Annotated in this window: 14 protein-coding genes, 17 tRNA genes and 2 rRNA genes; 1 reads left to right on the forward strand and 32 read right to left on the reverse strand. The window is 42.1% G+C overall.

Features of this window, described 5'->3' with window-relative positions; all coding sequences use genetic code 11:
• Positions 1-96: 96 nt before the first annotated feature.
• Positions 97-1,419 carry a TRM11 family methyltransferase gene (locus tag IFO66_RS09340; protein WP_192024895.1) on the forward strand — a complete coding sequence of 441 codons (1,323 nt, stop codon included), beginning with the start codon at positions 97-99 and terminating at the stop codon, positions 1,417-1,419.
• A 19-nt stretch (positions 1,420-1,438) separates the two neighbouring features.
• Here IFO66_RS09340 and IFO66_RS09345 read toward each other — a convergent pair whose 3' ends face one another.
• The 32 genes from IFO66_RS09345 to IFO66_RS09500 form a co-directional block, all read right to left on the reverse strand.
• Positions 1,439-3,037 (reverse strand): Tn7-like element transposition protein TnsE, encoded by a 1,599-nt coding sequence (locus IFO66_RS09345; RefSeq protein WP_192024896.1) that lies wholly within the window; start codon positions 3,035-3,037, stop codon positions 1,439-1,441.
• A complete protein-coding gene (locus IFO66_RS09350; protein WP_192024897.1) occupies positions 3,025-4,779 on the reverse strand; it encodes a TnsD family Tn7-like transposition protein in 1,755 nt (584 codons plus the stop codon). The genes IFO66_RS09345 and IFO66_RS09350 overlap by 13 nt, the downstream gene beginning before the upstream one ends.
• Before the next feature lie 12 nt (positions 4,780-4,791).
• On the reverse strand, positions 4,792-6,462 hold the full coding sequence (locus IFO66_RS09355; RefSeq protein WP_225445623.1) for an ATP-binding protein: 1,671 nt from the start codon (positions 6,460-6,462) through the stop codon (positions 4,792-4,794).
• On the reverse strand, positions 6,459-8,651 hold the full coding sequence (locus IFO66_RS09360) for a Mu transposase C-terminal domain-containing protein (RefSeq protein ID WP_192024898.1): 2,193 nt from the start codon (positions 8,649-8,651) through the stop codon (positions 6,459-6,461). The genes IFO66_RS09355 and IFO66_RS09360 overlap by 4 nt, the downstream gene beginning before the upstream one ends.
• 5 nt (positions 8,652-8,656) lie before the next feature.
• The gene (locus tag IFO66_RS09365) at positions 8,657-9,481 is read right to left on the reverse strand and encodes a TnsA endonuclease N-terminal domain-containing protein (protein WP_192024899.1); all 825 of its coding nucleotides are present in this window, start codon (positions 9,479-9,481) and stop codon (positions 8,657-8,659) included.
• A gap of 139 nt (positions 9,482-9,620) precedes the next feature.
• The gene (locus IFO66_RS09370) at positions 9,621-10,982 is read right to left on the reverse strand and encodes a hypothetical protein (RefSeq protein WP_192024900.1); all 1,362 of its coding nucleotides are present in this window, start codon (positions 10,980-10,982) and stop codon (positions 9,621-9,623) included.
• A gap of 275 nt (positions 10,983-11,257) precedes the next feature.
• A complete protein-coding gene (glmS, locus tag IFO66_RS09375) occupies positions 11,258-13,093 on the reverse strand; it encodes a glutamine--fructose-6-phosphate transaminase (isomerizing) (RefSeq protein WP_192024901.1) in 1,836 nt (611 codons plus the stop codon).
• 826 nt (positions 13,094-13,919) lie between these two features.
• The gene (gene glmM / locus IFO66_RS09380; protein ID WP_192024902.1) at positions 13,920-15,260 is read right to left on the reverse strand and encodes a phosphoglucosamine mutase; all 1,341 of its coding nucleotides are present in this window, start codon (positions 15,258-15,260) and stop codon (positions 13,920-13,922) included.
• Positions 15,261-15,419: 159 nt separating this feature from the next.
• Positions 15,420-16,871, reverse strand: a complete 1,452-nt coding sequence (locus tag IFO66_RS09385; RefSeq protein WP_192024903.1) for a CdaR family protein — start codon at positions 16,869-16,871, stop codon at positions 15,420-15,422.
• Positions 16,864-17,688 (reverse strand): diadenylate cyclase CdaA, encoded by an 825-nt coding sequence (gene cdaA, locus IFO66_RS09390; protein ID WP_028595364.1) that lies wholly within the window; start codon positions 17,686-17,688, stop codon positions 16,864-16,866. Before cdaA ends, IFO66_RS09385 begins: the two co-directional genes overlap by 8 nt.
• Positions 17,689-17,867: 179 nt before the next feature.
• On the reverse strand, positions 17,868-18,485 hold the full coding sequence (locus IFO66_RS09395) for an anti-sigma factor (RefSeq protein WP_192024904.1): 618 nt from the start codon (positions 18,483-18,485) through the stop codon (positions 17,868-17,870).
• 143 nt (positions 18,486-18,628) lie between these two features.
• Complete coding sequence (gene sigW, locus IFO66_RS09400; protein ID WP_192024905.1) at positions 18,629-19,195, reverse strand: RNA polymerase sigma factor SigW; 567 nt, start codon at positions 19,193-19,195, stop codon at positions 18,629-18,631.
• 216 nt (positions 19,196-19,411) lie between these two features.
• Positions 19,412-22,204, reverse strand: a complete 2,793-nt coding sequence (gene ppc, locus IFO66_RS09405; RefSeq protein ID WP_192024906.1) for a phosphoenolpyruvate carboxylase — start codon at positions 22,202-22,204, stop codon at positions 19,412-19,414.
• Positions 22,205-22,412: 208 nt separating this feature from the next.
• A tRNA-Gly gene (locus IFO66_RS09410) sits at positions 22,413-22,486 on the reverse strand.
• Between the two features lie 5 nt (positions 22,487-22,491).
• Positions 22,492-22,568: transfer RNA gene (locus IFO66_RS09415), tRNA-Pro, on the reverse strand.
• 12 nt (positions 22,569-22,580) lie between these two features.
• Positions 22,581-22,657: transfer RNA gene (locus tag IFO66_RS09420), tRNA-Arg, on the reverse strand.
• Positions 22,658-22,665: 8 nt separating this feature from the next.
• Positions 22,666-22,740: transfer RNA gene (locus IFO66_RS09425), tRNA-Gly, on the reverse strand.
• Positions 22,741-22,775: 35 nt separating this feature from the next.
• Positions 22,776-22,849: transfer RNA gene (locus IFO66_RS09430), tRNA-Gly, on the reverse strand.
• Between the two features lie 5 nt (positions 22,850-22,854).
• Positions 22,855-22,931, reverse strand: a tRNA-Pro gene (locus IFO66_RS09435).
• 12 nt (positions 22,932-22,943) lie between these two features.
• Positions 22,944-23,020, reverse strand: a tRNA-Arg gene (locus IFO66_RS09440).
• Positions 23,021-23,026: 6 nt separating this feature from the next.
• Positions 23,027-23,101, reverse strand: a tRNA-Gly gene (locus IFO66_RS09445).
• A gap of 102 nt (positions 23,102-23,203) precedes the next feature.
• Positions 23,204-23,286, reverse strand: a tRNA-Leu gene (locus IFO66_RS09450).
• A gap of 106 nt (positions 23,287-23,392) precedes the next feature.
• Positions 23,393-23,476: transfer RNA gene (locus IFO66_RS09455), tRNA-Leu, on the reverse strand.
• Between the two features lie 15 nt (positions 23,477-23,491).
• Positions 23,492-23,567: transfer RNA gene (locus IFO66_RS09460), tRNA-Lys, on the reverse strand.
• A gap of 8 nt (positions 23,568-23,575) precedes the next feature.
• A tRNA-Gln gene (locus tag IFO66_RS09465) sits at positions 23,576-23,650 on the reverse strand.
• Between the two features lie 9 nt (positions 23,651-23,659).
• Positions 23,660-23,735: transfer RNA gene (locus IFO66_RS09470), tRNA-Thr, on the reverse strand.
• 6 nt (positions 23,736-23,741) lie between these two features.
• Positions 23,742-23,817 (reverse strand) — tRNA-Val (locus tag IFO66_RS09475).
• Positions 23,818-23,823: 6 nt separating this feature from the next.
• A tRNA-Glu gene (locus IFO66_RS09480) sits at positions 23,824-23,898 on the reverse strand.
• Between the two features lie 32 nt (positions 23,899-23,930).
• Positions 23,931-24,006: transfer RNA gene (locus IFO66_RS09485), tRNA-Thr, on the reverse strand.
• Positions 24,007-24,010: 4 nt separating this feature from the next.
• Positions 24,011-24,086: transfer RNA gene (locus IFO66_RS09490), tRNA-Asn, on the reverse strand.
• A 64-nt stretch (positions 24,087-24,150) separates the two neighbouring features.
• A 5S ribosomal RNA gene (gene rrf, locus IFO66_RS09495) occupies positions 24,151-24,267 on the reverse strand.
• Between the two features lie 156 nt (positions 24,268-24,423).
• A 23S ribosomal RNA gene (locus IFO66_RS09500) occupies positions 24,424-24,592 on the reverse strand; the annotation flags it as partial.

Here is a 24,592-nt window from a genome sequence, read left to right on the forward strand (position 1 = left end):
GAAATATAAAATGCATTCAAAATAACACTACCGGTATGCACACAAATTTGTTATCATATACATAATCTAAGCAATTACACAAGAAGGGTGCAACTTATGAATTTAGATATACTTACCTACTATGAAGCTATTGAAAGTACTATAAACCTCGATGAGGACATTAAATATAAGTCACTTGTACATCCATCGGATACTCAACAATCCAATGTTCATAATTGGTATAAGTTTAAAGAAGGTTACTCGCCCAACCTTTTAAATGAAATCTTAGAGTATTTCAGTATCAATAAAAATGTTCGGTTACTAGATCCATTCTGTGGATCAGGTACTACTATACTATCTTCCATTTTATTGGACACAGATATACATGTTGAGTTGGCTACTGGTATTGAAGTAAATCCTTTTATTCACTTTGTTGCTGACACTAAGGTGAAATTTTCAACCCTTAATACTTCAGCTTCTAAGTTATTTATCAAAAATTTAGAGTCCATCGATATATTTAATTACACAACTGAATTAAATATACCAGAATTAAGCACTATACCCAAGGCGTTTTCTCATAAAACTTTAATTCAACTCCTTAATTTACGAGAACTTATAAAAAATACTTTTTCTGATTCGTATGAAGCAAACTTTTTCAAACTCGCTCTCGCATCAATACTAGAGCAAGTGAGTTGTATGAGAAAATCAGGAAGAGCACTAAAAATCGTCAGAGAATTGGTAGATTATGATGTTAAACAAATCTTTATTGAGAAATGTTGTAAAATGATTGAAGAATGTGAAGTCCTTCAGTCAAGCCATAGTCCACACACTGTTTCTAAAGCACAGATTGTTAATATTGATATTCGGGAACTTCAACCTTATGACGTATTTGAAGGTTATAATCTTGTTGTCTTTTCCCCACCATATCTGAATCACTTTGACTACACTGAAGTGTATAAAATAGAACTTTGGATGTTGGAATTTGTTTCGAATAAAGAAGAGTTCCGTAACCTGAGATATAGAACATTCCGTTCTCATCCCAGTATAAAGTTCGAAAAAACTGATATTTACAAATCTTATCATTCTAAAATTATTAATGATTTAATAACTTATTTAGAATCATTAGAGAAAAAAGAGCAGTTTTATACTACAATTCTCGGCTATATTGATGATATGTACAAGACACTATCGAAATTACACAGCATCACTTCTAACGATGCTTCCTTGGCCTGTATTGTTGCCAATTCACTATTTGGTTCTAAAAAGAAAGATAATTTGACTCCTGTTGCGACAGACTTAATAATTTCTGAAATTGCTAAAGATATTGGATTTGAAATTGTCTCCATTAAGGTTGCCAGAGAATTAACAAGAAGAGGGATTGCATTTCCTTATGGAAGAGAGAGCATAATTTATTTTAAAAAAGTCTCTTCGAGTAATTAGTCTAATTTAAGCTGCTTTTTCAGAGTTTTGTATATAACTTGAGTGCCCATTCTTCTGACTTATCACTCTTATAATGCTTTAATTTTTCGACCTTGTACTGATTCAATAAAGTTTGGTCCCAGTGACCTCCTTTTTGAACCATTTTTTCAAGAAGCTCCTTAATATAATGTTCTATTCTATATAGTGGGGTTTGCTCTCTTTGATTAAAAATTAACGTCGATATAGACCAAGAATCAGGACGAGCAACCTCCACTATATATCTTATTTTTAAATGATGGGTAATTTGCACAACAGCACATGTCCTGCGAGCTCCATTCGGACATACGGAAAAACGTTTACCTAGCGGTATCCGTAGTAATGACATACTGATCGTAACAGGGTACGTCTGCTTCAAATACTGAATCATCTCGAAAAAAGACTCCAATCCGATTCCCTCTGAGGCTGGAATTGTTTCAAGTGTTTGAAAATCAATAGGAGGTGTGTCACCACCAACAATGGAATCCTGTGTGCTTACTTCTTGTTGTGCACCTGATGCTTTACCACCTCTGCCTGAGTTAACAATAACATCTTGCCCCGTGTTCGATTGCCTTACATTTTGCCTGCGAGTGGTTACAACTGGAACATTTGAAAAATGCATAAAGGTAGGTGGCGCTTCCAAGACATCTTGATGAATATCCTCTTTCGCATGATCACTTTCATCGTTCAGTATGAAATCATCATTGTCTGCTCTTGAAGTTAGTCGCACTTGTTTATCACCATAAGTCGATTCTCGTCTCTTCTTAGATGGGTGCCAGAACAAGATTTTCTCATGTGGATGTTCGAATCCACTGAAGCCAATGATCTCTTTAACTAAAACATAATCAATGAACTGTTCTCCTCGAACATGCATTTGAAGAGGACCTATTTCTGTTAAATCAATATCCATTGGAATACCTTTCTTTAGAGCGGCTTGAGGATTCTGCGGTGAATTCTTAATGGCCTGACTGAACAAAAGTTGATATACAGAGTCCCACATCGCTCGTATCCTTCTATCCATGTAGATCCACGATAGGTGTCGTGCATTACTATCGGTCGCTAATTTGACAGGAACACGTGCACTCATATCGAAATGAAGTACGTCTCCATACATTTCACTTCGATCAACAAGCAGCTCTAATCCATGAGGTTGAAGCAAATGCAACGCCATGTTTCTTGAGTTAACAAACATGGCCCGAATGAATTCTATGACAGGAATACAATAGGTGAGTGAATCTACTTTAAATTGAATAATGTTCTGCAATCCGAGTTCAGGATTTTTATTTAGATCGATTAATCGTTTGGGCAATTTAAAGCTGTTTACGACAATACCTTGACTTAGGTTATTTATAGATAGCTTAAATGTAGAGCCATTTAAAGGCTTTACAGGATCGTAAGCGCCGTTTGTATAAAGTTGTCCAATACGCAAACAAGGTAGCGTTCCCCATGGATAGGAAACTACCTTAATATTGTTAGAAGATATACGGAATGCGACTCGTATGCGCCAATTTTCTTTGTAGTCCATATAAGGCGATCCAAACCAATATAATTCAGCTTCCTGGTCCTCTGGAAATGGCCAGGGTCTCAACGTTACTGCAGCCATTGTGTCACCTCAGTTGATGTAAGTGGGGATATAAACGTGTTATAACTGATACAACGACTAATCTCATCCCCCACCTCTGGAGAATATCCTGGTCGAAGTCCAGCTTTCTTTACAAGCTTCCATTTCTTCAAAGGCCATTCACCATTCATTTGTTCAGCAGCCCAGCGTACTCTTCGAATTTGAAACTGTGATACAGATTCCAAATAATTCGATAGAATATTCTTCGTAATAGGAAGCCTATCTTTATACTTTTCAAGCACGCTCAACTTACCAATTCGTTTCCCTATGGTTGCTACACGTACTCTAACTGGTCTAGATTGATCATTCATAAGCTCCTTGCATGTCTCCTCAACCTGCCAGCTCAGCTCTAAATCACGGAGTCCCCAGTCCACGCGAACAGGCTTGCATCCGTTTAATTTAGACGGTTTCTTTACCTTGTTCTTCTTTCCTGTTACTTTCAAACTGCATATATGTCTAGTGGTATTTCCGTCGGCGTACTTAATGACGGTATTCGTATCGACACCAAGGTTAATAGCTGTTGAACGATAGGACAGGCCTGCTTGCAGATATCCCTTGAGTCTAGCTTCCCATACCGAACCAAACGACTTAATCCGACCTCTACGAAATCTGTCTTCCTCCGATTGATCCGGTCCTCTCCTTGAATACGAGAAGCCGCATGCACAATGAAATGTTCCAACAGGTTGTCCAGTATCTGAGCAGCGAGTAACTTTGCACTCCTTTATAATAGCTTCCCTGTAATGATCCGCCGCTTTGTTCAAGCATGGCCAGGGACCTTTACCAAAAGGAGCTAGTTCTTGATCAGACCGTTTTAAGAATTCCGAGAATGAACCATATAAATACCGTAATAAAAACACTAGTCGTAAAGGATGCACAACATATCGCATTGATCTTGTAGCACTAGCAAGCCAGCTATGATCGTTTTGCTGCGGCAGACATTCCAGCATGTTTAATAGCTCTCTCCCATAGAAAGTAATGAATTTTTCTTGTAGTTTACGCTGCCTAACACGCGCTCCCGGTGTCACCAATCCCATCTCTGACAAACGATGCATCAATAAGCGTCTAGAGTTATAGAAAACTTGCGTATCCTGCATCTGTATAAGCAATTGGATGTCCGAAGCAATCTCAAATAGTTGTCCCTGTGCATACTCATTCAATTGCTCGATTATCGGTATGGATTCAAACTTATCTCTGGATATTGGGAGAGCAGTTAGCCCATGACGCTCGGACATAGGACTCGTAATTCGTTGCAGAGCGTAACCATGTGTAGGACAAACCTTCACACCTGGAAGCTGATGCACACGGTGCCAATAAGGTTCACCATATCTCTGAACGTCTTCTTCATAACAGGTCGTACAAAAGTGTAAATGACTGTTCCTAGCAATAGTGCTAGCTGTAATACCAACCAGAGCATGTATACCCGATCCGTCTGAGCTCTTCATTAGTTGGCGTAATAGAAGGGCACGATCTCTTGGCATGAAAGAAGCATAGTACGGATAGAAAGTATGCTTATCAATCCACTGATCCACGGAGATAGGTTGTATAGCATTCAATGAATCCAAATGACTCGGTAGATCCGTGGTTGGAATGACATTCTCTGTGCCGTATACTTCCCTAAGCGTACACTTGGCACTACTATTGCCTGCTCTTAAGTGATACCGTGCAACAACGCTGTATAGGAGCTCATCCGGGTAAGGAAGGGGAAGCTCACAACGTTCATTCATCTGAACACAACCTTATCCAATAAACTCTAATGGATCTTTGATGTAACCAGCCGTCTGTAATGAATCGTATGCAGATAACTTCTTCTTTTTCCCTTGGGTTACAATTAAGCGTAGATCATTAGGCTCTGTCGGCATCACCTTCGACTTGCCCTTTCCCTGTTTGGAAGGTAATTTATTCACAGCTGTACTCTGCTGCTGAAGCGCATATTTCAAAGCCTCTTTATGCAGGTCTATCGTGTCCAGCTCATGCAAGTGCGTCTTTACTACTTCATTTGCTGACTGAAGAGCAGCCGCTAACTCAATGCCTGCATCAACGAGCCATGCACTTATTTCATTCGTGGTTTGCTCCGTTACGTCATAGCCAAGCTCTGATCTTATTACTTCAAGACGTTCTGCTTGCCTTTGCTCAGCTTCGATTCTATCTAAGTAGTCATCAATAGAAACACTATCGTAGATGTCTGCAAACTTCTGAATTTGCTTCTTCTTACCGGAACGCAAAGCCTCCAGAGCAGGTCGAATTAAGGTGAAGCGATCCCTAGCAACAGAACGAATTAACTCGGGTGTAATATGAGATATTTCTTTATCTAGAGCTCGCCACTGAGTCAGCATAAACAGTTTGATCGCAATATCTGAAATCCCTTGTGACTCGTCGTACATGACATCGATAAATTGCTGATCAAGCACTACTTTTTGGTCTGTCCATTGATACTTCCACAGACCTTGCAACAACCAAGTCCATTCCTCATCCTTCTTAAAATGATGCCACGTAGCATCACCCTGACCACTATTACGCCGAGCATTGCGAAACTCTCCATTAAGTGCAGGCAGAGCTTTATAGGTACCCACAAGAACCACTGGTAATCCTATCGTATTCACTAGTTGAACGAAGAAATTAAGCATTTGCGCTGCTCGATCATCTTTGGCCTCTTGAAGATTTTGAATTTCATCAATGATGAGAACACCTAGGCAATGAACAGCTGCAGCTTGCGCCATTAATGGAAGCAGCTCATCAGGGTTCTTTGTTGCATTTTTCTTGTAGTATCTAGTTCCAACCAGACTATCAACAGCAAGAAGAAAGTTAAGACATAAACCTCTTATAGATCCGTCATGCGGACAATCCATCTTCAGCCATACAATTTGATAAGGAGCCGGCATATCTTGGCCTTTATATTTACGATGTAAAATAACTTGGGGGTACATCTGTAAAATGCGTAATAAGCTACTGGATTTACCGATTCCGGATATACCGACTAACGCAAATCCAGCTGAAGTTGGTGTGTTCACGGGATATCCGCTTGTATTGCCCTTCATAATGAGATCATAGGCGTCTCTACGAGCCCTGAACGCATAGTTCGGGGTAAGAGGATTGCGGCCTACATAACCATCTCGAATGAGCCGTGAAATACTCTGTTGTAATTCTAAATGCCTTGATAATGGCCAAAAGAAATCACGAGAAATACGTTGTACACAATGTAAACGCAAGTGAACAGGCAGATCACGCTCTGAAGCATGAAAGATTGGCTTAGATGCTAATTTATTGACAACCGTCTTATCGTCCCATATTGGCGGAAGAGCTTCTAATAACGGATTGTTTCGATAGTCTTCCAGTAAAGGATCTTGATAATCTGCCTCTACAAATTCACCTCGGCTGAAATGAAATAACGGAACATCGAACTCACTCATTCGTCATCACCATCTTCAAGTAAATATGCTTTAATTTTAGAGAGCTTGTCCGCAGGAGGTATGTAAACCGGTTTATCCGCATCCTCGTCACGCTTTAATGGAACCACATTATTTTGTGAGTTCTTAGGAGTTAAACCCCGATCAGATAAGTGAAAAACTTCTTGTTCTCGATTTAACAGTTTCTCATTGGAACGGCGCTGCCTAGTGCCTTTAACACGCTTATGATTACTTTCCTCGCTATGTTGAATTGCCTCGTTTGTCATCTTAGCTGCCGAATCTACAATGGCTTTCATTTGAGCATCAAGTTCAATTTTGGACAGCATATTGTTTACTTCCTGATGCCGTCCCTGGTATCTTTCAATTTCCAGCAGGTCCTCTACTTCCTCAATTCTTTTATCAAGATAACGTTCTTCCCGTTCTAACAGCGTGCATGTTTCAAAGCTGCGTCCTTCATCTAACCACAAGTAAATCTCATTTGTAGAACGAGGGTCGTAACATACTTTAACGCGCCATGTTTTTCCGGCTCGCGCTTTCACGAACCACTGCTCTCGCAAGGCCAAGTCACAACTATAATGCATGCCCTTGAACTGAATTCCAGCCGCAGTTACAGTTGCCTCTCCTTGAGCCATTAAATTCAACTTCACGATATGATCCGGCTGCTTCTTAAGACGGCCATTACGATTAATAACTCCCCAATGCCACAACTCACTAGGGACCGGAGCGACCTCATCCGCAACCATAAATTCATTTCTGTCATACCACAACATATGATGGTTATTATTATGATAGAGAACATTATGTATCATAATTTGTGTGAACTCTCGTAGCGTCAGCTTGGCATCCAAACGATAGTCACGCTCTCCACGTTCCCTGTAACGCTCTTTTATAGCTCCTGGAATAAAGCGAATGCTTCGCATATTCGTTAATCGAAATTGTTGCTCCACTATCCCTTTCCAATCAGCTCGATAAGGAGGTGCATTCTCCACATCCACACCTAATATGTCGATGAGATGACTTGGTTTTGTACCTTCAAGTTCACCACGGTCCGCTGTAAGCTTCTGGGGCAAATGACTGCTTACCCATTCTTCTGGACTAATATCGATGTCATACTGAGCACAAAATTGGACTTTATCCGTTGTTGTATTTGCTAGTGCCATCATGGCACCGATCCAACTCGGACCCTCAAGCCCAATATAAATACCGCAAATATAGCGACTGAACACATCAATTACGATGTAAATGATAGGTCTCCCAATAATCCATTCACGTCGATATTCACTAACCAAGTAAACGTCTGCGATCGTAGCATCTATTTGAAACCTAGAACCCGGACCAAAGCTTTCAAACGTAGAACTACCCAGTATTGGTCTGTAATCCAAGGCAAATCGTTTCTTCCCATGTCGGCTTGTTAATGTGTTCTCCAAATCCATTTCTTTCTTGAACCAATACTTATATTGTCCGAAGGTTGGTAGCTTGTCAGTGGGAGGCAGCACAGGTACAAGAGCGCGACCATCTTGACGGAATCCAGTAGCAAAGAACTTTTCCAAGGTCTTCTGGTAAGCGTGCTTAAGTGGTGCCTTATCCTTGCTGTTATAGAACAAGCGAATACCGGAGCGAAGTAATTGCTTCGTTTCCTCATCAATATTGATACCTGTCGGTTCATCTTGAAACTTCCTTGGCCGTCCTCGCTTTACCTCAGTCGGTGTTCTGTCTGCTCCATAATTTCCGCAATTCGTATAGTGGGGTAATAGTGCATTTTTCAGTTTCCCACCTTGCCAGTATCTCCGTAGATAACGATAAATGGTACTCTTATGAAGACCTGTTCGTTCTTGTGCTTCTCTTACACAAGATCCCCTATAACGTTTATCGAAGCAGCCTGGCTCATCACTTACAATATCCTTGATTGCATCCCATGATTTATCACGTAGACTCAAATGCTCGGGCTCTATAGCAGAATCTAATAAAGGGACACTTGTGTTAATCCACTCGATTTGTTTACAAAGGTTGGACTCTATACCAGCCGTATACTCAGAGTAGGTTTTCATAATCGGAAATGCTTTATCGTCGTTCACTGCAATACTAATGACAGTATCTCTAGCAGGAGAAATCCATAGAATACGTTCGATGTAATGATCCTCCTCATCTGCCACATGCCACTCAAGAACCATATTTTCATAGAGCGATTTCATTTCATTCACCCACCTTTCGCCAATCTTTCTATTGTTGTATGTACTTCAAAATCAATGGCTGCTTGCGTTGGAATAATTCTTTCATACATATTAACTGACCAAATCTTACGTGCTATAAAATGGCGGAACATCGCAAGGGATGTGCCTACTTCCAATCCAAGTTGTTCATCAGCAGACAAGCAGGCTCTTGCAATCGTATCTCCTTCATATAGGCGATTTGATAGAATTCTTTGCATGTTTTGTACAACTAATATCCCTAATTCCGTTACATCCTCGTTGTAAAATTCTTTATGAATCCATTCAATATTTCGAATCAATATATTAGGTAAATCACGCTCCGTAATGATTCCCCAATCAACATGATGTGTCTCCCAATAAACACGCTCAATTTCAAACTTTGCAATCGTTCTATCATTTTCTAACTCAGCTGCAGGTTTAACCGTTCTTGCATATTCTTTATCCTTATAAGTAATCAAAAAGTCTGTTGTCATTACAATAGGAGTGCCCGTCTTAGGATCCTCCGGATGTTTGACGCCTAATTTCTCTGCGATCATCAATGTTTCTTCAAGTGGAAGGAGTGGAAACTGCTCTCGAATATCCGTTACCCCTTCTGAATAATCCAGAAGGTAGCAATAATCACGTTCGATGTTGGAAAAAAGCTCATGTCGTCGGCCAGTAGTCCAACCTATGCCGCGCGTCGCTCTCCCTTGTGAGGGAACATCTTGAACACTAAGCCAAGGAAGATAGTCCTTTCCGTTACCTTGACCTCTTCCTTCTTTAAGAAATCGTTCTATCTTAGCTTGTGTAATCTCACGTTTCCGCTTAGCCATTATTACACCCCCTCTATAAAAAACGGGACTACCCGAAGGCAGCCCCAAATAAAGTCATGATGTTATTCTGGATGTCAATTCTGTAGACTGCTTGAAGCCTTACTCGTAATTAAAATTATTATCGTTTCAGTTATCAGTGTTACTCCTCTTGGTTGTCTAAATTTTCAATTAATGCCCTACACAATTCAATCTGATTCTCATTTACAAACATTCGTAACCTGCCAGAAAATTCTTTGTTGAATCGAATGAAATATTTAAATTTGTAATACAGATCATTTGTCATTGGATAATGTTTAGATTGTAAATTCTCCATATACGCATTTAAAAAGCTTACTATCTTTGAATTAAGGGTTATATTCTCTAACACATACAGCGTGCAATGTATATCACTTAAATGGGAAGGCACCTCGTCATAACTATATCTCAGACGTGAACAGAGCCATTCCTCAACTGAAGCAAAAAAAGAATTTTCTTTTAGGATCTTTGTTTCTTCTTCATTTGGAAGTACGCGAATCTTACTTAAATTAATGAAACTGAAGAAGTCTTCTAAATCTTCTTTAGGAGTATAGTTTTTAAGAATATCAACAACTAATTTCCAAAAGAAATCTTCCTCCACATAGTGAAATTTTTTCTTTATCCATAAATATAACTTTTCCTTTTTAAATAGGTGTGCATCCACCTGTTGCATTACCATAGGTAATAATTCCGGTGTCAGGCTATAAAATCGAATAAATCTAATACTATTATCATTAACAAAATCTACAAAACTACTTTTTATCATAGAATCTGAATGCAATAATATTGTTGACCAAAATAAAGTTAGGCTTTCTTTTTTTGTACTGTTTAAGCTATCTATTTTACTTTCTAGTTCTCCCCACAATTCAATTAATTCCTCTTTGGTCAGTTCTGCAGTGGGAAGAGCATCAAGATGCTCTTTGTATGTTACATGAACCTTCTCATATTGATCTCTATAAGCTTTATATATTGCTTCCTTATAGTATTCTAGTCCCCCGTTTACATGGAACTTAAATATGTTATCTTGAATAAAACTCCAAAAACATTCTACGGTTGAGCTATTGATGGTGCCTACTTTTGCATGTGCGCATCGATTTCTTTTGTATCTCCAACTTAAAAGATCAGCAATTATCTCATCGTGATTTGATAGTTTAATAACCCTTTTATCAACTTCAAAACTCTTGCTCGCTTTATTAAACTTTGGTTTTGATATTGATAGTACATTAAAGACAGCTTCTTCCCAGCTCCTATCACTATCCAATGCACTCCGGTAATTATTCCAATTTCGTTCCTCTACAAACTGAGGCTTAGTCGTAAAGTTTAAAATTCGATACCGTATTGTTTGCATCAATGCAAGATAGGACATTAAAAATGCTGAACGATATGCACCTATCTTGTAACAGGATACCGATTCTTTAAACAAATCAAGTCCAATTTCTTCAAAAGGGTGTGTTTTTTCAACCCACTGTTCGATTTGTAGTTTCATCTCTCTGCCCCCATTTAAAGATTCTAATCTTATTTGCTAGTTCAAAACCAAAATTTAGGGCTACCTAAAAGGCAGCCCTAAATAAAAAGTCGTGTTGTTATTCTAGATGTCGAATCTAAGACTGTAGAAGAGCTACTAGTAGCAGTATGTCCGTATATGTGAGTCTAATACTTTATTTTCTCAGTCTACAACTTTATTTTCTTAGTCTAATACTTTATTTTTCAGTCTAACACTTTATTTTCTTCTGACAACATCAAATCACAGCTAAGTCAATCCTACTCAACCGTCACACTCTTCGCCAAGTTACGCGGCTTATCAACGTCATTACCACGTGCAAGTGATGCATAGTAAGCGATCAACTGAAGTGGAACAACCGACAATGCTGGGCTCAAATGAGGAAGTGTAGTCGGAATCACAAACACACCATCTGTTTCCTTACCTACAAGCTCTGCATGTGCCTCATCCGTAATCGCGTACACGACACCGCCACGAGCTTTTACTTCCTTAATATTGCTCACCATTTTCTCAATAAGAGCTGGTTGAGTCAACAAAGCAATAACCGGAACGTTATCTTCGATCAATGCCAACGTACCATGCTTCAACTCACCCGCTGCATACGCTTCAGAGTGAATGTAGGAGATCTCCTTCAGCTTCAAAGAGCCTTCCTGCACAACCGCATGGTCAACACCTCGACCAATGAAGAACAAGTTGTCATGCTTCGCCATGTCCTCAGCAACACGCTTCATCTCTGTCGCTTGTTCAAGTAGCTTCTCTACTTGCTCAGGCAATGCTTCCATTGCTGCAAGCTCTCGACGAAGATCAGCTACTTCAGCACGACCTGTAACTTGTGCCCAGTATAGGCTGAACAGCATGAAAGCAATCAACTGAGACGTATACGCCTTTGTCGAAGCTACAGCAATCTCAGGACCTGCCCATGTTACGATCGTGTCATCTGCTTCACGCGCAACCGAGCTGCCGACAACGTTAGTAATCGCCAATACAGGTGCTCCGCATCTCTTCGCTTCACGCAGTGCAGCTAGTGTATCTGCTGTTTCACCAGATTGGCTAACTACGATAACAAGCGTCTCTGGTGTAATGATCGGATCACGGTAACGGTACTCAGACGCAACATCATTTTCTACAGGTATCTTCACTGCTCGCTCAATTAACGTACGGCCAACTAATCCTGCATGATAAGCTGTACCACAAGCGATAATATGAACGTTGCGAATCGACTGCAAACGCTCAGGTGTCAGAACCTTCAATTCAGGAAGTTTGACACCTTCCAAGCCATCCAGTATACGTCCGCGCATTGTGTCACGATATGCCTTAGGCTGTTCGTAAATTTCTTTCAGCATGAAATGGTCGAATCCGTCCTTTTCCGCAGTCAATGCATCCCAATCGACAACAATCATTTCCCGAGAAATAGTATTGCCCTCGATCGTCATCAATTCGACAGCGTCCTTTGTCAGGATTGCCATTTCATTATCATTCAAAATATATACGCGTCGCGTATATTGTAAAATAGCTGGTATATCAGAGCCGATAAAATTCTCGCCTTCGCCAACACCGATAACAAGTGGGCTTGCGCAACGTACTGCAACCAATCGATCTGGCTCATGCTCTGTCAACACACCAAGTGCAAATGCACCGCGCATATGACGAATTGCACGCTGTACAGCCTTCACAATATCCCCATCGTATTCACGAGCGATCAAGTGAGAAATAACTTCTGTATCCGTCTCAGACAAGAATTGTACGCCTGCAGCGATCAACTCTTCTTTTAGCTCCAAATAGTTCTCAATAATGCCGTTGTGCACAACAGAGAATTTCATCGTTGCATCTGTATGTGGATGGGAGTTCTCATCAGATGGCTTACCATGTGTTGCCCAACGTGTATGACCAATACCAGCGTCGCCACGCAATGGATTCTCTTCCAATTGAGAAGCTAGCACTGCCAAGCGACCTTTCGACTTACGAACTTGCAGACCTTGTTCAGTCGTTACAGCAATGCCAGCAGAGTCATAGCCACGGTACTCCAACTTGCTTAGTCCATCCAACAATACTTCCTGCGAATTACGAGCTCCAATATATCCAACAATACCACACATAAATAGGTAACCTCCGTTATCGGGGCTGCCTCATTCGACATCGCCGCGCACGTAAGTTCCTTCATACTCGTTGGATTATCAGCTATATAGATATACAGACCCTTTATCCGTCCAAGAGCTGTAAACGTCACACTATGACTGTACCTATTCAAAGAAGCTGTGGTCTACCTGTTCCGACAACTGCATCCAGATGGAAGGTAGTTCCCTCCTGCAGCATGTCGATTAGGGAGACCCTATTCTTGCACCAACGAGCAGAAGCTGAATCATTATTCAGTCTACGGTTGTGCGATGCTGTAAGGAGGCAGACCACCTCATATATTTTATAAGATCAATAGTAATGTAAAAGTTCAAGTTCCACCTTGCCGATACGCATTGTCCAACAAGTTGCCTCGTTGTTTTCTGCTATACCGTTTCGATGTAGATGGTACACCGGGAGGTCCCCGCCGAACAGGTTCGAACACCTCCACCTCGTCCACTTGCTGCTGCTGCCGTCCATAGCTGCAAGTGCTGGCGCTTGTATAACCTTATTTAGTTACTACCCTACCTTTCTAATTTTGAATACGTATTCAATCTATGGATCGCATTTCAAAGATATTTCGAACACGGCAATGTTCGACGTTATCCATAACCTTTAGATTGAACATGTTCTTTATTATATGCACTGCGGCACCCATTTGCAATATACGCCATAATATTTGTATATAATTACTACTTTATATGAATATACATACATAAAAACTGAACTATTAATATACAAAAAAACCGTCCTTCCCCGCTTCTGTTGCTTAGCGAGAAAGAACGGTATCCTTATTTAATTCACAGCCAACTATTGCAGCTCACGCTCAACAACATCTGCAATACGCTTCACATAAGCTTCTACCAAGCCCTCTTCAGGACCCTCTGCCATAACGCGGATCAGAGACTCTGTACCGGATGGACGCACCAATACACGCCCATTATCGCCAAGCTCAGCTTCTACAGCTGCCACTGCTTCTAGAATAGCTGCATTGCCTTCATACTTACTCTTATCCTGTACACGTACATTGACAAGTACTTGTGGATATTTGCGCATAAGAGCTTTCGCTTCTGATAATTTTTTCCCATCACCAACAAGTGTATCCACAAGCTGAATCGCTGTCAGCATACCGTCACCCGTTGTAATGTAATCAAGGAAAATAACATGGCCAGATTGCTCGCCACCTAGGTTATACGATCCACGACGCATTTCTTCCATTACGTAACGGTCACCTACACCTGTTTTCGCCGTTTGCAAGCCAAGCTTCTCTGCTGCCTTGTAGAAACCGATGTTACTCATAACCGTCGATACGATCGTACCGTTGTTCAAACGACCATCACGGTTCATAGCTTCGCCGCAAATAAGCAAAATAAAGTCGCCATCAACTTCTTCACCTGTCTCGTCGACAGCAATAAGGCGATCCGCATCGCCATCAAATGCCAAGCCTAGATCCGCTTTTTGACGCAATACTTCTTCGCGCAGCTTCTCTGGGTGTGTAGAACCGCAATCCGCATTAATGTTCAAACCATTTGGCTCACAAGCAATTGCAATAACTTCCGCGCCAAGATCACGGAAAATTTTTGGCGCCAATTCGAACGCAGCACCATTCGCACCGTCCAATACGATACGCTTGCCAGCGAAAGAGTTCTTGACCGTTGTCTTCAAGAATTCAACGTACTTCCACTTCAATTCTGTGTCTACAGAGATCGTACCCAAGTCTGCGCCAATTGGACGAGGAAGTTCGTCGACAGCCGCATCCATAAGTGCCTCAATTTCATTCTCAGTCTCATCAAGCAGCTTAAAGCCATCGCGGCCAAAGAACTTAATTCCGTTATCTTCTACCGGATTGTGAGAAGCAGAGATCATAACCCCTGCATCAAATCCAAGTTCCTTTGTCAAATAAGCAACTGCTGGTGTCGATACAACACCTACTTGCACAACATCTGCACCAATCGAGAGCATCCCTGCTGTTAGAGATGCTTCAAGCATACGCCCAGATACGCGTGTATCCATCCCGATAAGTACACGCGGCTTAGATACTTCTTTCGTCAATACATACCCGCCACAGCGTCCGATTTTATATGCCAATTCTGCTGTTAATTGTTGATTTGCTACTCCGCGGACACCGTCCGTACCAAAATATTTCCCCATTTTCGTCTCGTTCCCTTCGATTATATCCCATTGATAAAATTAGTTATTTTCTGTATACGCAAAGCAGTGTCATTGTGATATCTGCAATCTTTTCTCTTTATCTGTGCTGCTAGTGAGCACCATTGAATAGCTTATAGGACTGTTTATTATCACATGTAATCAACTTGTCCCATCCGTAGCTGGTGCCTCTGGTGAATTCGATCCAGCATCCGGACTTTCAGACGAATCACTCGTCCCCTCTTGCGGATCTGTTGTCGAATTCTCATTCGAAGTTGAATCAGGATTCGTCTGATCTACACCGGCATCCGTCTCTACTTCTGTCCCTGGGTTAGGGTTAGGTTCAGGATTAGGTTTGGAATTCGTACCTGTTGGCGATCCCTTTTCCTGTATCGTGACCTTCGCCATAAACTGCTGGGATTTAGTCAACTTGACGAACCGTGGCAAGTTCACTTGAAGAGTAACAACATGATTACCTTGCGGCAGATCATTCACATTTGCTATCAATTGAATATCGCTTGCTTGCATCGCATCGATAACTGCTGGCGAGCCTACAACCGTAATATCAAAAGCCCTAGATGCTGGTTCTGTTATGGTCGTTACTAAGCGATCATTGATACCAGTTAGCGTGATTGGAATGTTTTTCAACGTCCTAACTTTCTCTTCCGATATTACGACATTTACCTGAATCTCGCTAGGTTCCATTTTCTCAATGTTTGGTGGCGCAGTCAACTTCACACTTACGGTGTACTGCCCACTAGCCTTAATATTAGCTAGATCGATTACTGCCTGATCATAGAACTCAATCTCATCTAAATCAGCCTGCGGCCCGTATAGCGTTATTTGATTCACACTCGGTGTCACTTGAGCAACGGATAAACCTTCTGGCAGTTGACCTTTAAAGTTAACTTGCAAAGGTACTGTTTTGAAAGGCTTCGTAATCGGCACTTCTACCTCTACGACAGAAGGCGTAATAACTGCATCTTTAATTTCATTCCCCGCTCCATCGTAAGCAGTTAGCTTCACTTGCTGCTGCTTGACGGACTCGCTTGCATCATCAATGTTCACCATACCTATGACAGACTTAACCTCCGTCATACGTGATGTAGGCAGCGAAACATGTACTCGATTAGATGGAGTTACAATTGGCGTACCTGCTTTGTATCCTTCTTTAGGCGTTCCCTCTGTTTTTATCACGACATCAACTTGTTTCGTTTGCACCTCTTCAAGTACAACCGTAACCATCGAAGGCTGTAAGCTATCCACTCTTACTCCATCTGGAAAATCATATCGCAACGGAATAATATGTTTGCCCGCTCCATAGCCCGTAAGATCAACAACAATTTTATATTCCTCAGAAAGAGCTGCCGCAACCGCTGCCGGTTTACCGCTTACTTTCACACTGACCGTATTTGGCGTTATTCCTTTAAGAACAAGATTGCTTGCCAAACCTCTCTCTTGCAGCTTCACCCCATCGATAACGCGCGTTTCCATAAGGGGATGTGTCACTTCATTTGCACTATCTTCATTATGGTGCACTACAGCAAACAACAGCACGCCCAACACAAGCGCAATGATCTTTGCTGAGTTATTGTTCATTAACCATTTATCCACGCTGATCACCTCTCCGCTTCCAGAACAAACGACGTTCCTTTTTCGTATCCGGCTTCAGCTCTTCAAATAGCTTAGAAATGAGTGATTCCTCTTTAATATCACGCACAACTTGACCGTTAATAGCCAGTGACACCTGCCCTGTTTCCTCTGAAACGACGACAGATATTGCATCGCATACTTCACTAATGCCGATGGCAGCACGATGCCTTGTGCCTAATTCCTTACTAATAAAAGGATTTTCTGACAATGGTAAATAACAAGCCGCTGCCGCAATATTACTATTCTGAATTATGACAGCTCCATCATGAAGCGGTGTATTTGGGCTAAAAATATTGATAAGCAGTTCAGAGCTAATCCGCGAATCCATTGGAATGCCTGACTCGACGTACTCATTCAGTCCTGTACTCCGCTCAAACACGATTAATGCCCCTATTTTTCGACGAGACATATAATTAATGGCTTTAATCAATTCTCCAATGACACGCCCTGTCTCATCTTCCTCCGTATTCGAGCGACCACCAAAAATCTTTCCTCGACCAAGCTGCTCCAACGCACGACGCAGTTCAGGTTGAAAAATGATTACCAGTGCCAATACCCCGAACGTGAACATCTGATTCATTAACCATTTTAGTGTATACAAATTGAGCCACGTACTAGCTGCCCATGTAACAACCAGTACAAAAATCCCTTTAAGCAGCTGTACTGCTCGTGTACCTCTAATGAGTACGAGTAATTTATATATGATGTAACTGACGATTAAAATATCGAGTATGTTCTTAATCGTATTCGTCCATTCGATTTCAGCAAAAAAATCCATGAAGGTACCCCCGAGACCCTAATAAGATAATCCTTCTCTATTTAGTTTAACTATATCCTTTTCGGCAACAGATTACAAAGTTCCTTCAAGAATATGTACATTTTCACTTAGAATATAAAAAAACTCCCCCGTAGACATATACACGGGAGAGCTAGCTTATCGATCGAGATGTCGTCAGACTACGGCGCTACCGCCGAACTGCCGAACAGGCTATTTATCTGGTACCAAATCCAATCAAATGCCTCATCAATCTTTTGAACCGATCCTGAGATATGTGCCGTTGACGCCTGATATACCTGTCCGTCAACAACCGTTAGGTTACCTTTGACTTCGCCATGAACTTCCGCCTTGCCATTATGAATCGTCAAATCACCATTAACAACTTGACCACTAGGCACAATGACTTTGTCATCTTGAATAATAATATTCATTTGATCGCCTTTGACGATTAACTGCTTGTCAGCATTCCACATGCTTAACCAGCTCGTCGTCATGACGAGGAAGAAAACAGCTGCTACTGTGATGGCAGGATGACGTTTCACCCAAGCAATCATTGGACTCTGCTTACGCTGCGGCCGCGGAATCACACCCATAATCCGTTCAGTCAAATCTTCCGACGGCGGCTGCAAACGATGATTGAATCCGTAAAGCAGCCTTTCCGCTTCTTCTAACTGGCGGAAACGCTCACGGCAAGCCGGACATGCAAGCATATGCGCTTTTAGGTCCAAGGCACACTGTCGCTCCAGGTCTTCATCCAGTAAATCATGCATCAATGAGACGGCTTGTTTGCAATCCATCTGAGCCAATCCTTTCTTAGGGTTTGTGAGAGAGTAAGCAGCTCTTGTCCGATAATACGGATAAACCCATTATTTAATGTTTTCGTAACAATATACGATACGTTACGTTCCAAAAAGCGTTTCAAACTTTCTTACGCTTGTTATTAAATCTTCTTCTCCAATTTCTTCCGCAAAAACTCACGTCCACGATGCACACGGGTTTTGATCGTTGTAACCGGCATATCCATTACATCGCTTATCTCTTGCAAAGACATGTCCTGCAAGTACCGTAGAATCATAACTGACTTGTATTTAGCCGGAAGCGTCTCTATCGCTTCGTGTATCATTCGCTGCGTCTCACTGACAAGCAAATACGTCTCGGGTGTACGATCATCACTTGGAATCATAGCATAGCCATCTACACCATCTTGATCCGTCATTTCCGCATCAAGCGAATAGTTCGGCTTGCGCTTACGTAAACGGTCAATGCAAAGATTCGTCCCTATACGGTATATCCAAGTCGAGAACTTCTGATTCTCGTCGTATCGATCTAAGTTACGGTATACGCGCAGAAAAGTATCCTGCACAATATCTTCCGCTTCATGTCGGTTACTCAACATACGGTATGCGAGGTGAAAGATTTTGTCTTTATACAGTTCGACAATCTCGGCAAACGCTCGTGTGTCTCCCGCCCGGGCTAACTTCGCGAGTCGTCTTTCTAACGTATCCAACAGTGTCCCTCCGTCCTCACTACTCGTGTTGCTTTATCGGTTTAAATCCATACTAGGAATTTGACGGAGCTTAGGGCATAAATCCCTGCAACGTAACACAGGAAAGGCCGAGCCTTGCTGGAACAAGACTCGACCACCGTACCATTCCTTATCCATGACTGCATTTCTGCTATAAGGCATGCTTCCATGAAAAGATGAACCGAATTAGCTATAATTTTAACCTGTATTGCGAAGACCTGATGCAATGCCGTTAATGGTGAGCAGCACTTCGCGCAGCAATACCGGATCATCTTCACCAGATTCACGCAAAGCGCGTAGTTCCTTCAATAATTCAACTTGCATATAGCTGAGAGGATCAACATACGGGTTACGCAAGCGAATGGACTCCTGAATGACTGGTACATTATCCAATATTTCGCGTTGGCCTGTAATCTCTAACAGCATTTTGGAAGTTAACTTATATTCTTCTTCTACCAGAGCAAAAATACGCTCGCGAATACTATCGTCTTTAATCATGCTCGCATATCCCTTCGCGATAAGCAGATCAGCTTTAGCAAGAGCCATTTGAAGGTTGTCGATCATAGATCCGAAGAACGGATAGTTGTCGTACATATTTCGCAATGTCGCCATATTTTCTGGATTATTGTTATAGAACTTATCCAATGCAGTACCCGCCGCATACCATGCAGGCAGTAAGTAACGGCTTTGAGTCCAAGCAAATACCCATGGTATTGCACGCAAATCTTCGAATCGATCACTATTTTTGCGCTTCGATGGACGTGAACCAATATTAAGCTCACCAATCTCAGGAAGCGGTGTAGACTCTTTGAAATAGGTTAAGAATCCTGGATCACGGAAAATGAGATCCTGATACTTCTTCTGCGCCGTTTCTGAAATGCTCGGCATAAGCAGTTCCCATTTCTCTTCCTCAACGTTAACTTGCGGATAACGGGCCAACATAGCCGCTTGCAGCAAAGCAGACGTTGCTTGCTCCAAGGAGCGGTATGCAATCCCCTGCATAGAATAACGCGAAGATAGCACTTCACCTTGCTCCGTTATTTTAATCCCGCCGCCAATCGTATGAGGCGGTTGATTCAAGATGCTACGATTCAACGGCATACCACCACGTCCAAGTGCACCTCCACGTCCATGGAAGAACTTCAGTTTCACTTGATGTTGTTTCGCAGTTTCTGTTAGCTCGTTCAATGCAACGCGAAGCTCCCAGTTTGCAGTAAGCATCCCGCCATCCTTATTACTATCGGAGTAGCCAAGCATAATCTCCTGCAAGTCGTTCATAGCGCTAACTGCTTTACGGTATATAGGTAGCTCAAACAACTGACTCATAATTTGAGGAGCTGCATGCAAATCATCAATGGTTTCGAAAAGAGGCACCGCTTGCAATGTACAACGTACATCACCATTCGCTTCTTCACGGAACAATCCAACTTCCTTGGCAAGCAACATAACTTCAAGTACATCACTAGCGCCTTGGGCCATACTAATTAGATAGCTCGTTATACAGGAATGACCGAACTCAAGTTGAGCTTCATATACAATTCGGTATACATCCAAGCATTCTTTTGTCGACTCACTATAGCAAATATACGGAGAAGTCAAAGGCCTAGGATCATTCAGCAAACGGTTAAGCAATTCAATTTTGTCTTGTTCGTCTAAAGCGCTGTAATCCCCAACAATGTTCATATTCGCCAATATCTCAGTCATCGCACTCTCATGCTCTTTACTATGCTGACGAATATCCAATGTAGCCATATGGAAGCCAAATAGTTCAACTTGGCGAATAAGTTTCTTAATGTGCGTATCTGCAGCATAATCAGCGAAATGATGACGAAGACTGTTATCAATCAGCTTCAAATCCTGAATAAATTCAGCTGCCGTCTGATATCGTTCACTAGTACCTTTTGTTGTTTCCTCCATAACATTATGGAGCTTCTGAAGCATGTAAATAATTTTAACCCGATAAGGTTCTTTCGAATTGTTCCATTCAGGCACATGTTTCAGAACAACATTGCTGCGATCCTGCTCGATAGAATTCAGCAACTCTTTGCTAACTTCTACGATACTTGTACTAAAACTCATCGTACGCATTAGTTCACGTAGACGTTGATCGTATTGGCGAATCGCTAATCCACGATGCATTTTCATCGTTTCCCATGTAACAGTAGAAGTTACGGAAGGGTTTCCATCGCGGTCTCCACCAATCCATGAACCAAAACGCAAATAAGTAGGTACATGCCATGATTGCGTAGGATAGTATTTATCCAGACAACGTTCTAATTCTGCATATACTTCAGGAAGAACATCAAAGAGTGTCTCATTGAAGTAATACATACCATTACGTACTTCATCAATTACTGTAGGTTTACGATCGCGCAATTCGTCTGTTTGCCACAGTGTAATAATCTCATTCAACAATTTCTCTCTAAGCTGTTCACGCTCGCGATGTGTTAATGTCGGATTATCTAGCTGCATGACATCTTTTGCAATTCGCTTATGAATATCAAGAATGGCACGACGCATTGCTTCTGTTGGGTGTGCCGTCATAACCAACTCTAACGACATTCCCGAAAGCATTGTTTGCAGCTCATCTTCTGATATTTGATTTTCTTTCATTTCTAAAATAACGCTCTCGATCGAGCCCGGCTGTACAGTTTCACCTGCTGAACGTTCGTAATCGCGCTTACGACGAATGCGGTGATTCTGCTCAGCGATGTTCACCAATTGGAAGTATATCGCGAAAGCTCTAATAACCTGATGACGATTATCCGGGTTTAACGTGTTGATTAACTGTTTGAATTCATCATATAATTCTGGCAAGTATACAGCACGAAGAGATTTACTTAGTTCTCGAATCTTCTCAACAACATCAAGAAGTTCTTGTCCACCTTGATGAACGAGCACTTCTCCAAGAATATTCCCCAAAAAGCGTACGTCCCGCCGCAAGAGATTGTTTGAATTTGTTTTATTTGCGGTCAACGTTAAATCAGTCATCCGTCTCCCCCTATCCACTCCAACCATTTTCTAACTTTCTAAATGTTCTTACCATCATACTACAAGTTGTGCTGAAAATCTTTATCTAAATTCTGCTTTACCACATTACTAACCTAAATTTTTCTACTATTATCTAAATAGATACTAGTTTATATACAAAAAAAGACCCCATCTGAAGGTCTGCGGTCTCTGTGTTATATAATATTAATGGAGCGGGTGATGGGAATCGAACCCACGCTATTAGCTTGGAAGGCTAAAGTTCTACCATTGAACTACACCCGCATAACTGGTCGGGATGACACGATTTGAACATGCGACCCCTTGGTCCCAAACCAAGTGCTCTACCAAGCTGAGCTACATCCCGATAATATGAAAATGGCGCGCCCTAAGAGATTCGAACTCCTGACCTTTTGATTCGTAGTCAAACGCTCTATCCAGCTGAGCTAAGGGCGCATATATTCTGGAGCGGACAACGGGATTCGAACCCGCGACCCTCGCCTTGGCAAGGCGATACTCTACCACTGAGCTATGTCCGCGCATAAATGCAAATTACTGAAATTGTGAAGATGAATGGAGCGGGTGATGGGAATCGAACCCACGCTATTAGCTTGGAAGGCTAAAGTTCTACCATTGAACTACACCCGCATAACTGGTCGGGATGACACGATTTGAACATGCGACCCCTTGGTCCCAAACCAAGTGCTCTACCAAGCTGAGCTACATCCCGATAATATGAAAATGGCGCGCCCTAAGAGATTCGAACTCCTGACCTTTTGATTCGTAGTCAAACGCTCTATCCAGCTGAGCTAAGGGCGCATATTCTGGAGCGGACAACGGGATTCGAACCCGCGACCCTCGCCTTGGCAAGGCGATACTCTACCACTGAGCTATGTCCGCATATCGTTATTCAATCTCTCGTTCTTTCGAGAATCAATAACAGCCATTATATTAGTACTTCAATTCCGATCTGTGTAAATAATCACAATCGAAAATAATAGATGGTGCGCGTAGAGGGACTTGAACCCCCACGGTTGCCCGCCAGATCCTAAGTCTGGTGCGTCTGCCAATTCCGCCATACGCGCATGAGATAAGTTATTCAGATATTCAGTATACATCACTTTCACACATTTGTGAAGGTGTATACCTGTTCCAGTTAAAATCCTTACATTCTTTAAGGTATTTAATAAATGGTGCGCGTGGAGGGACTTGAACCCCCACGCCAAAGGCGCCAGATCCTAAGTCTGGTGCGTCTGCCAATTCCGCCACACGCGCACAACATTATATAACTGGTGAGCCATGTAGGACTCGAACCTACGACACCCTGATTAAAAGTCAGGTGCTCTACCAACTGAGCTAATGGCTCTTACTAAATGGCTGGGGATATAGGATTTGAACCTATGCATGACGGAGTCAAAGTCCGTTGCCTTACCGCTTGGCTAATCCCCAATGGTTAAATGGTGCCGGCGATAGGAGTCGAACCCACGACCTACTGATTACAAGTCAGCCGCTCTACCAACTGAGCTACACCGGCATATTATGGTGGACGCTGACGGGATCGAACCGCCGACCCTCTGCTTGTAAGGCAGATGCTCTCCCAGCTGAGCTAAGCGTCCATAAGTTGGTGACCCGTAGGGGATTCGAACCCCTGTTACCTCCGTGAAAGGGAGGTGTCTTAACCCCTTGACCAACGGGCCTTATTCATGAAGTATAAAGTGAAATATTGCTTTGGAGCTCTCAACCGGGATCGAACCGGTGACCTCATCCTTACCATGGATGCACTCTACCTACTGAGCTATGAGAGCAAGATGGCTCCCCGAACAGGACTCGAACCTGTGACAACTCGATTAACAGTCGAGTGCTCTACCAACTGAGCTATCAGGGAATATTAATCACTACTCATAGGACCCATATCGAGAGTCCGATTACCTAAACCTAAAGTTCAGGTAGCTTGGCAACGTCCTACTCTCCCAGGACCCTGCGGTCCAAGTACCATCGGCGCTGGAGGACTTAACGTTCGTGTTCGGGATGGGTACGCGTGGAACCCCTCCGCCATCGTCACCAAACATGATTTTTGCGATGGATATATTTCCTGTATTGCTACAGAAAAATATCACACCATCTAAATCTGTATAGGAATGTTCCCTTTCGGTTACTTCCCTATCAAGGTTATACCTTGAAAACTGATCGCAAAGTGATTAAAACGCTTCTTGTATATTCATTAGGATAAGCCCTCGACCTATTAGTATTCGTCAGCTCCACACATTACTGTGCTTCCACCCCGAACCTATCAACCTCGTCGTCTTCAAGGGGTCTTACTAATTGGGAAATCTCATCTTGAGGGGGGCTTCGCGCTTAGATGCTTTCAGCGCTTATCCCTTCCGTACTTGG

The sequence above is a fragment of the Paenibacillus arenosi genome (assembly GCF_014841135.1).
Taxonomy (GTDB): Bacteria; Bacillota; Bacilli; order Paenibacillales; family Paenibacillaceae; genus Paenibacillus_B; species Paenibacillus_B arenosi.

Excerpts from the sequence above, each read along its gene's own strand:
- IFO66_RS09340 (WP_192024895.1), top strand. The coding sequence starts at position 97 with ATGAATTTAGATATACTTACCTACTATGAAGCTATTGAAAGTACTATA.
- IFO66_RS09345 (WP_192024896.1), bottom strand. The coding sequence starts at position 3,037 with ATGGCTGCAGTAACGTTGAGACCCTGGCCATTTCCAGAGGACCAGGAA.
- IFO66_RS09350 (WP_192024897.1), bottom strand. The coding sequence starts at position 4,779 with ATGAATGAACGTTGTGAGCTTCCCCTTCCTTACCCGGATGAGCTCCTA.
- IFO66_RS09355 (WP_225445623.1), bottom strand. The coding sequence starts at position 6,462 with ATGAGTGAGTTCGATGTTCCGTTATTTCATTTCAGCCGAGGTGAATTT.
- IFO66_RS09360 (WP_192024898.1), bottom strand. The coding sequence starts at position 8,651 with ATGAAATCGCTCTATGAAAATATGGTTCTTGAGTGGCATGTGGCAGAT.
- IFO66_RS09365 (WP_192024899.1), bottom strand. The coding sequence starts at position 9,481 with ATGGCTAAGCGGAAACGTGAGATTACACAAGCTAAGATAGAACGATTT.
- IFO66_RS09370 (WP_192024900.1), bottom strand. The coding sequence starts at position 10,982 with ATGAAACTACAAATCGAACAGTGGGTTGAAAAAACACACCCTTTTGAA.
- glmS (WP_192024901.1), bottom strand. The coding sequence starts at position 13,093 with ATGTGTGGTATTGTTGGATATATTGGAGCTCGTAATTCGCAGGAAGTA.
- glmM (WP_192024902.1), bottom strand. The coding sequence starts at position 15,260 with ATGGGGAAATATTTTGGTACGGACGGTGTCCGCGGAGTAGCAAATCAA.
- cdaA (WP_028595364.1), bottom strand. The coding sequence starts at position 17,688 with ATGGATTTTTTTGCTGAAATCGAATGGACGAATACGATTAAGAACATA.
- IFO66_RS09395 (WP_192024904.1), bottom strand. The coding sequence starts at position 18,485 with ATGGATTGCAAACAAGCCGTCTCATTGATGCATGATTTACTGGATGAA.
- ppc (WP_192024906.1), bottom strand. The coding sequence starts at position 22,204 with ATGACTGATTTAACGTTGACCGCAAATAAAACAAATTCAAACAATCTC.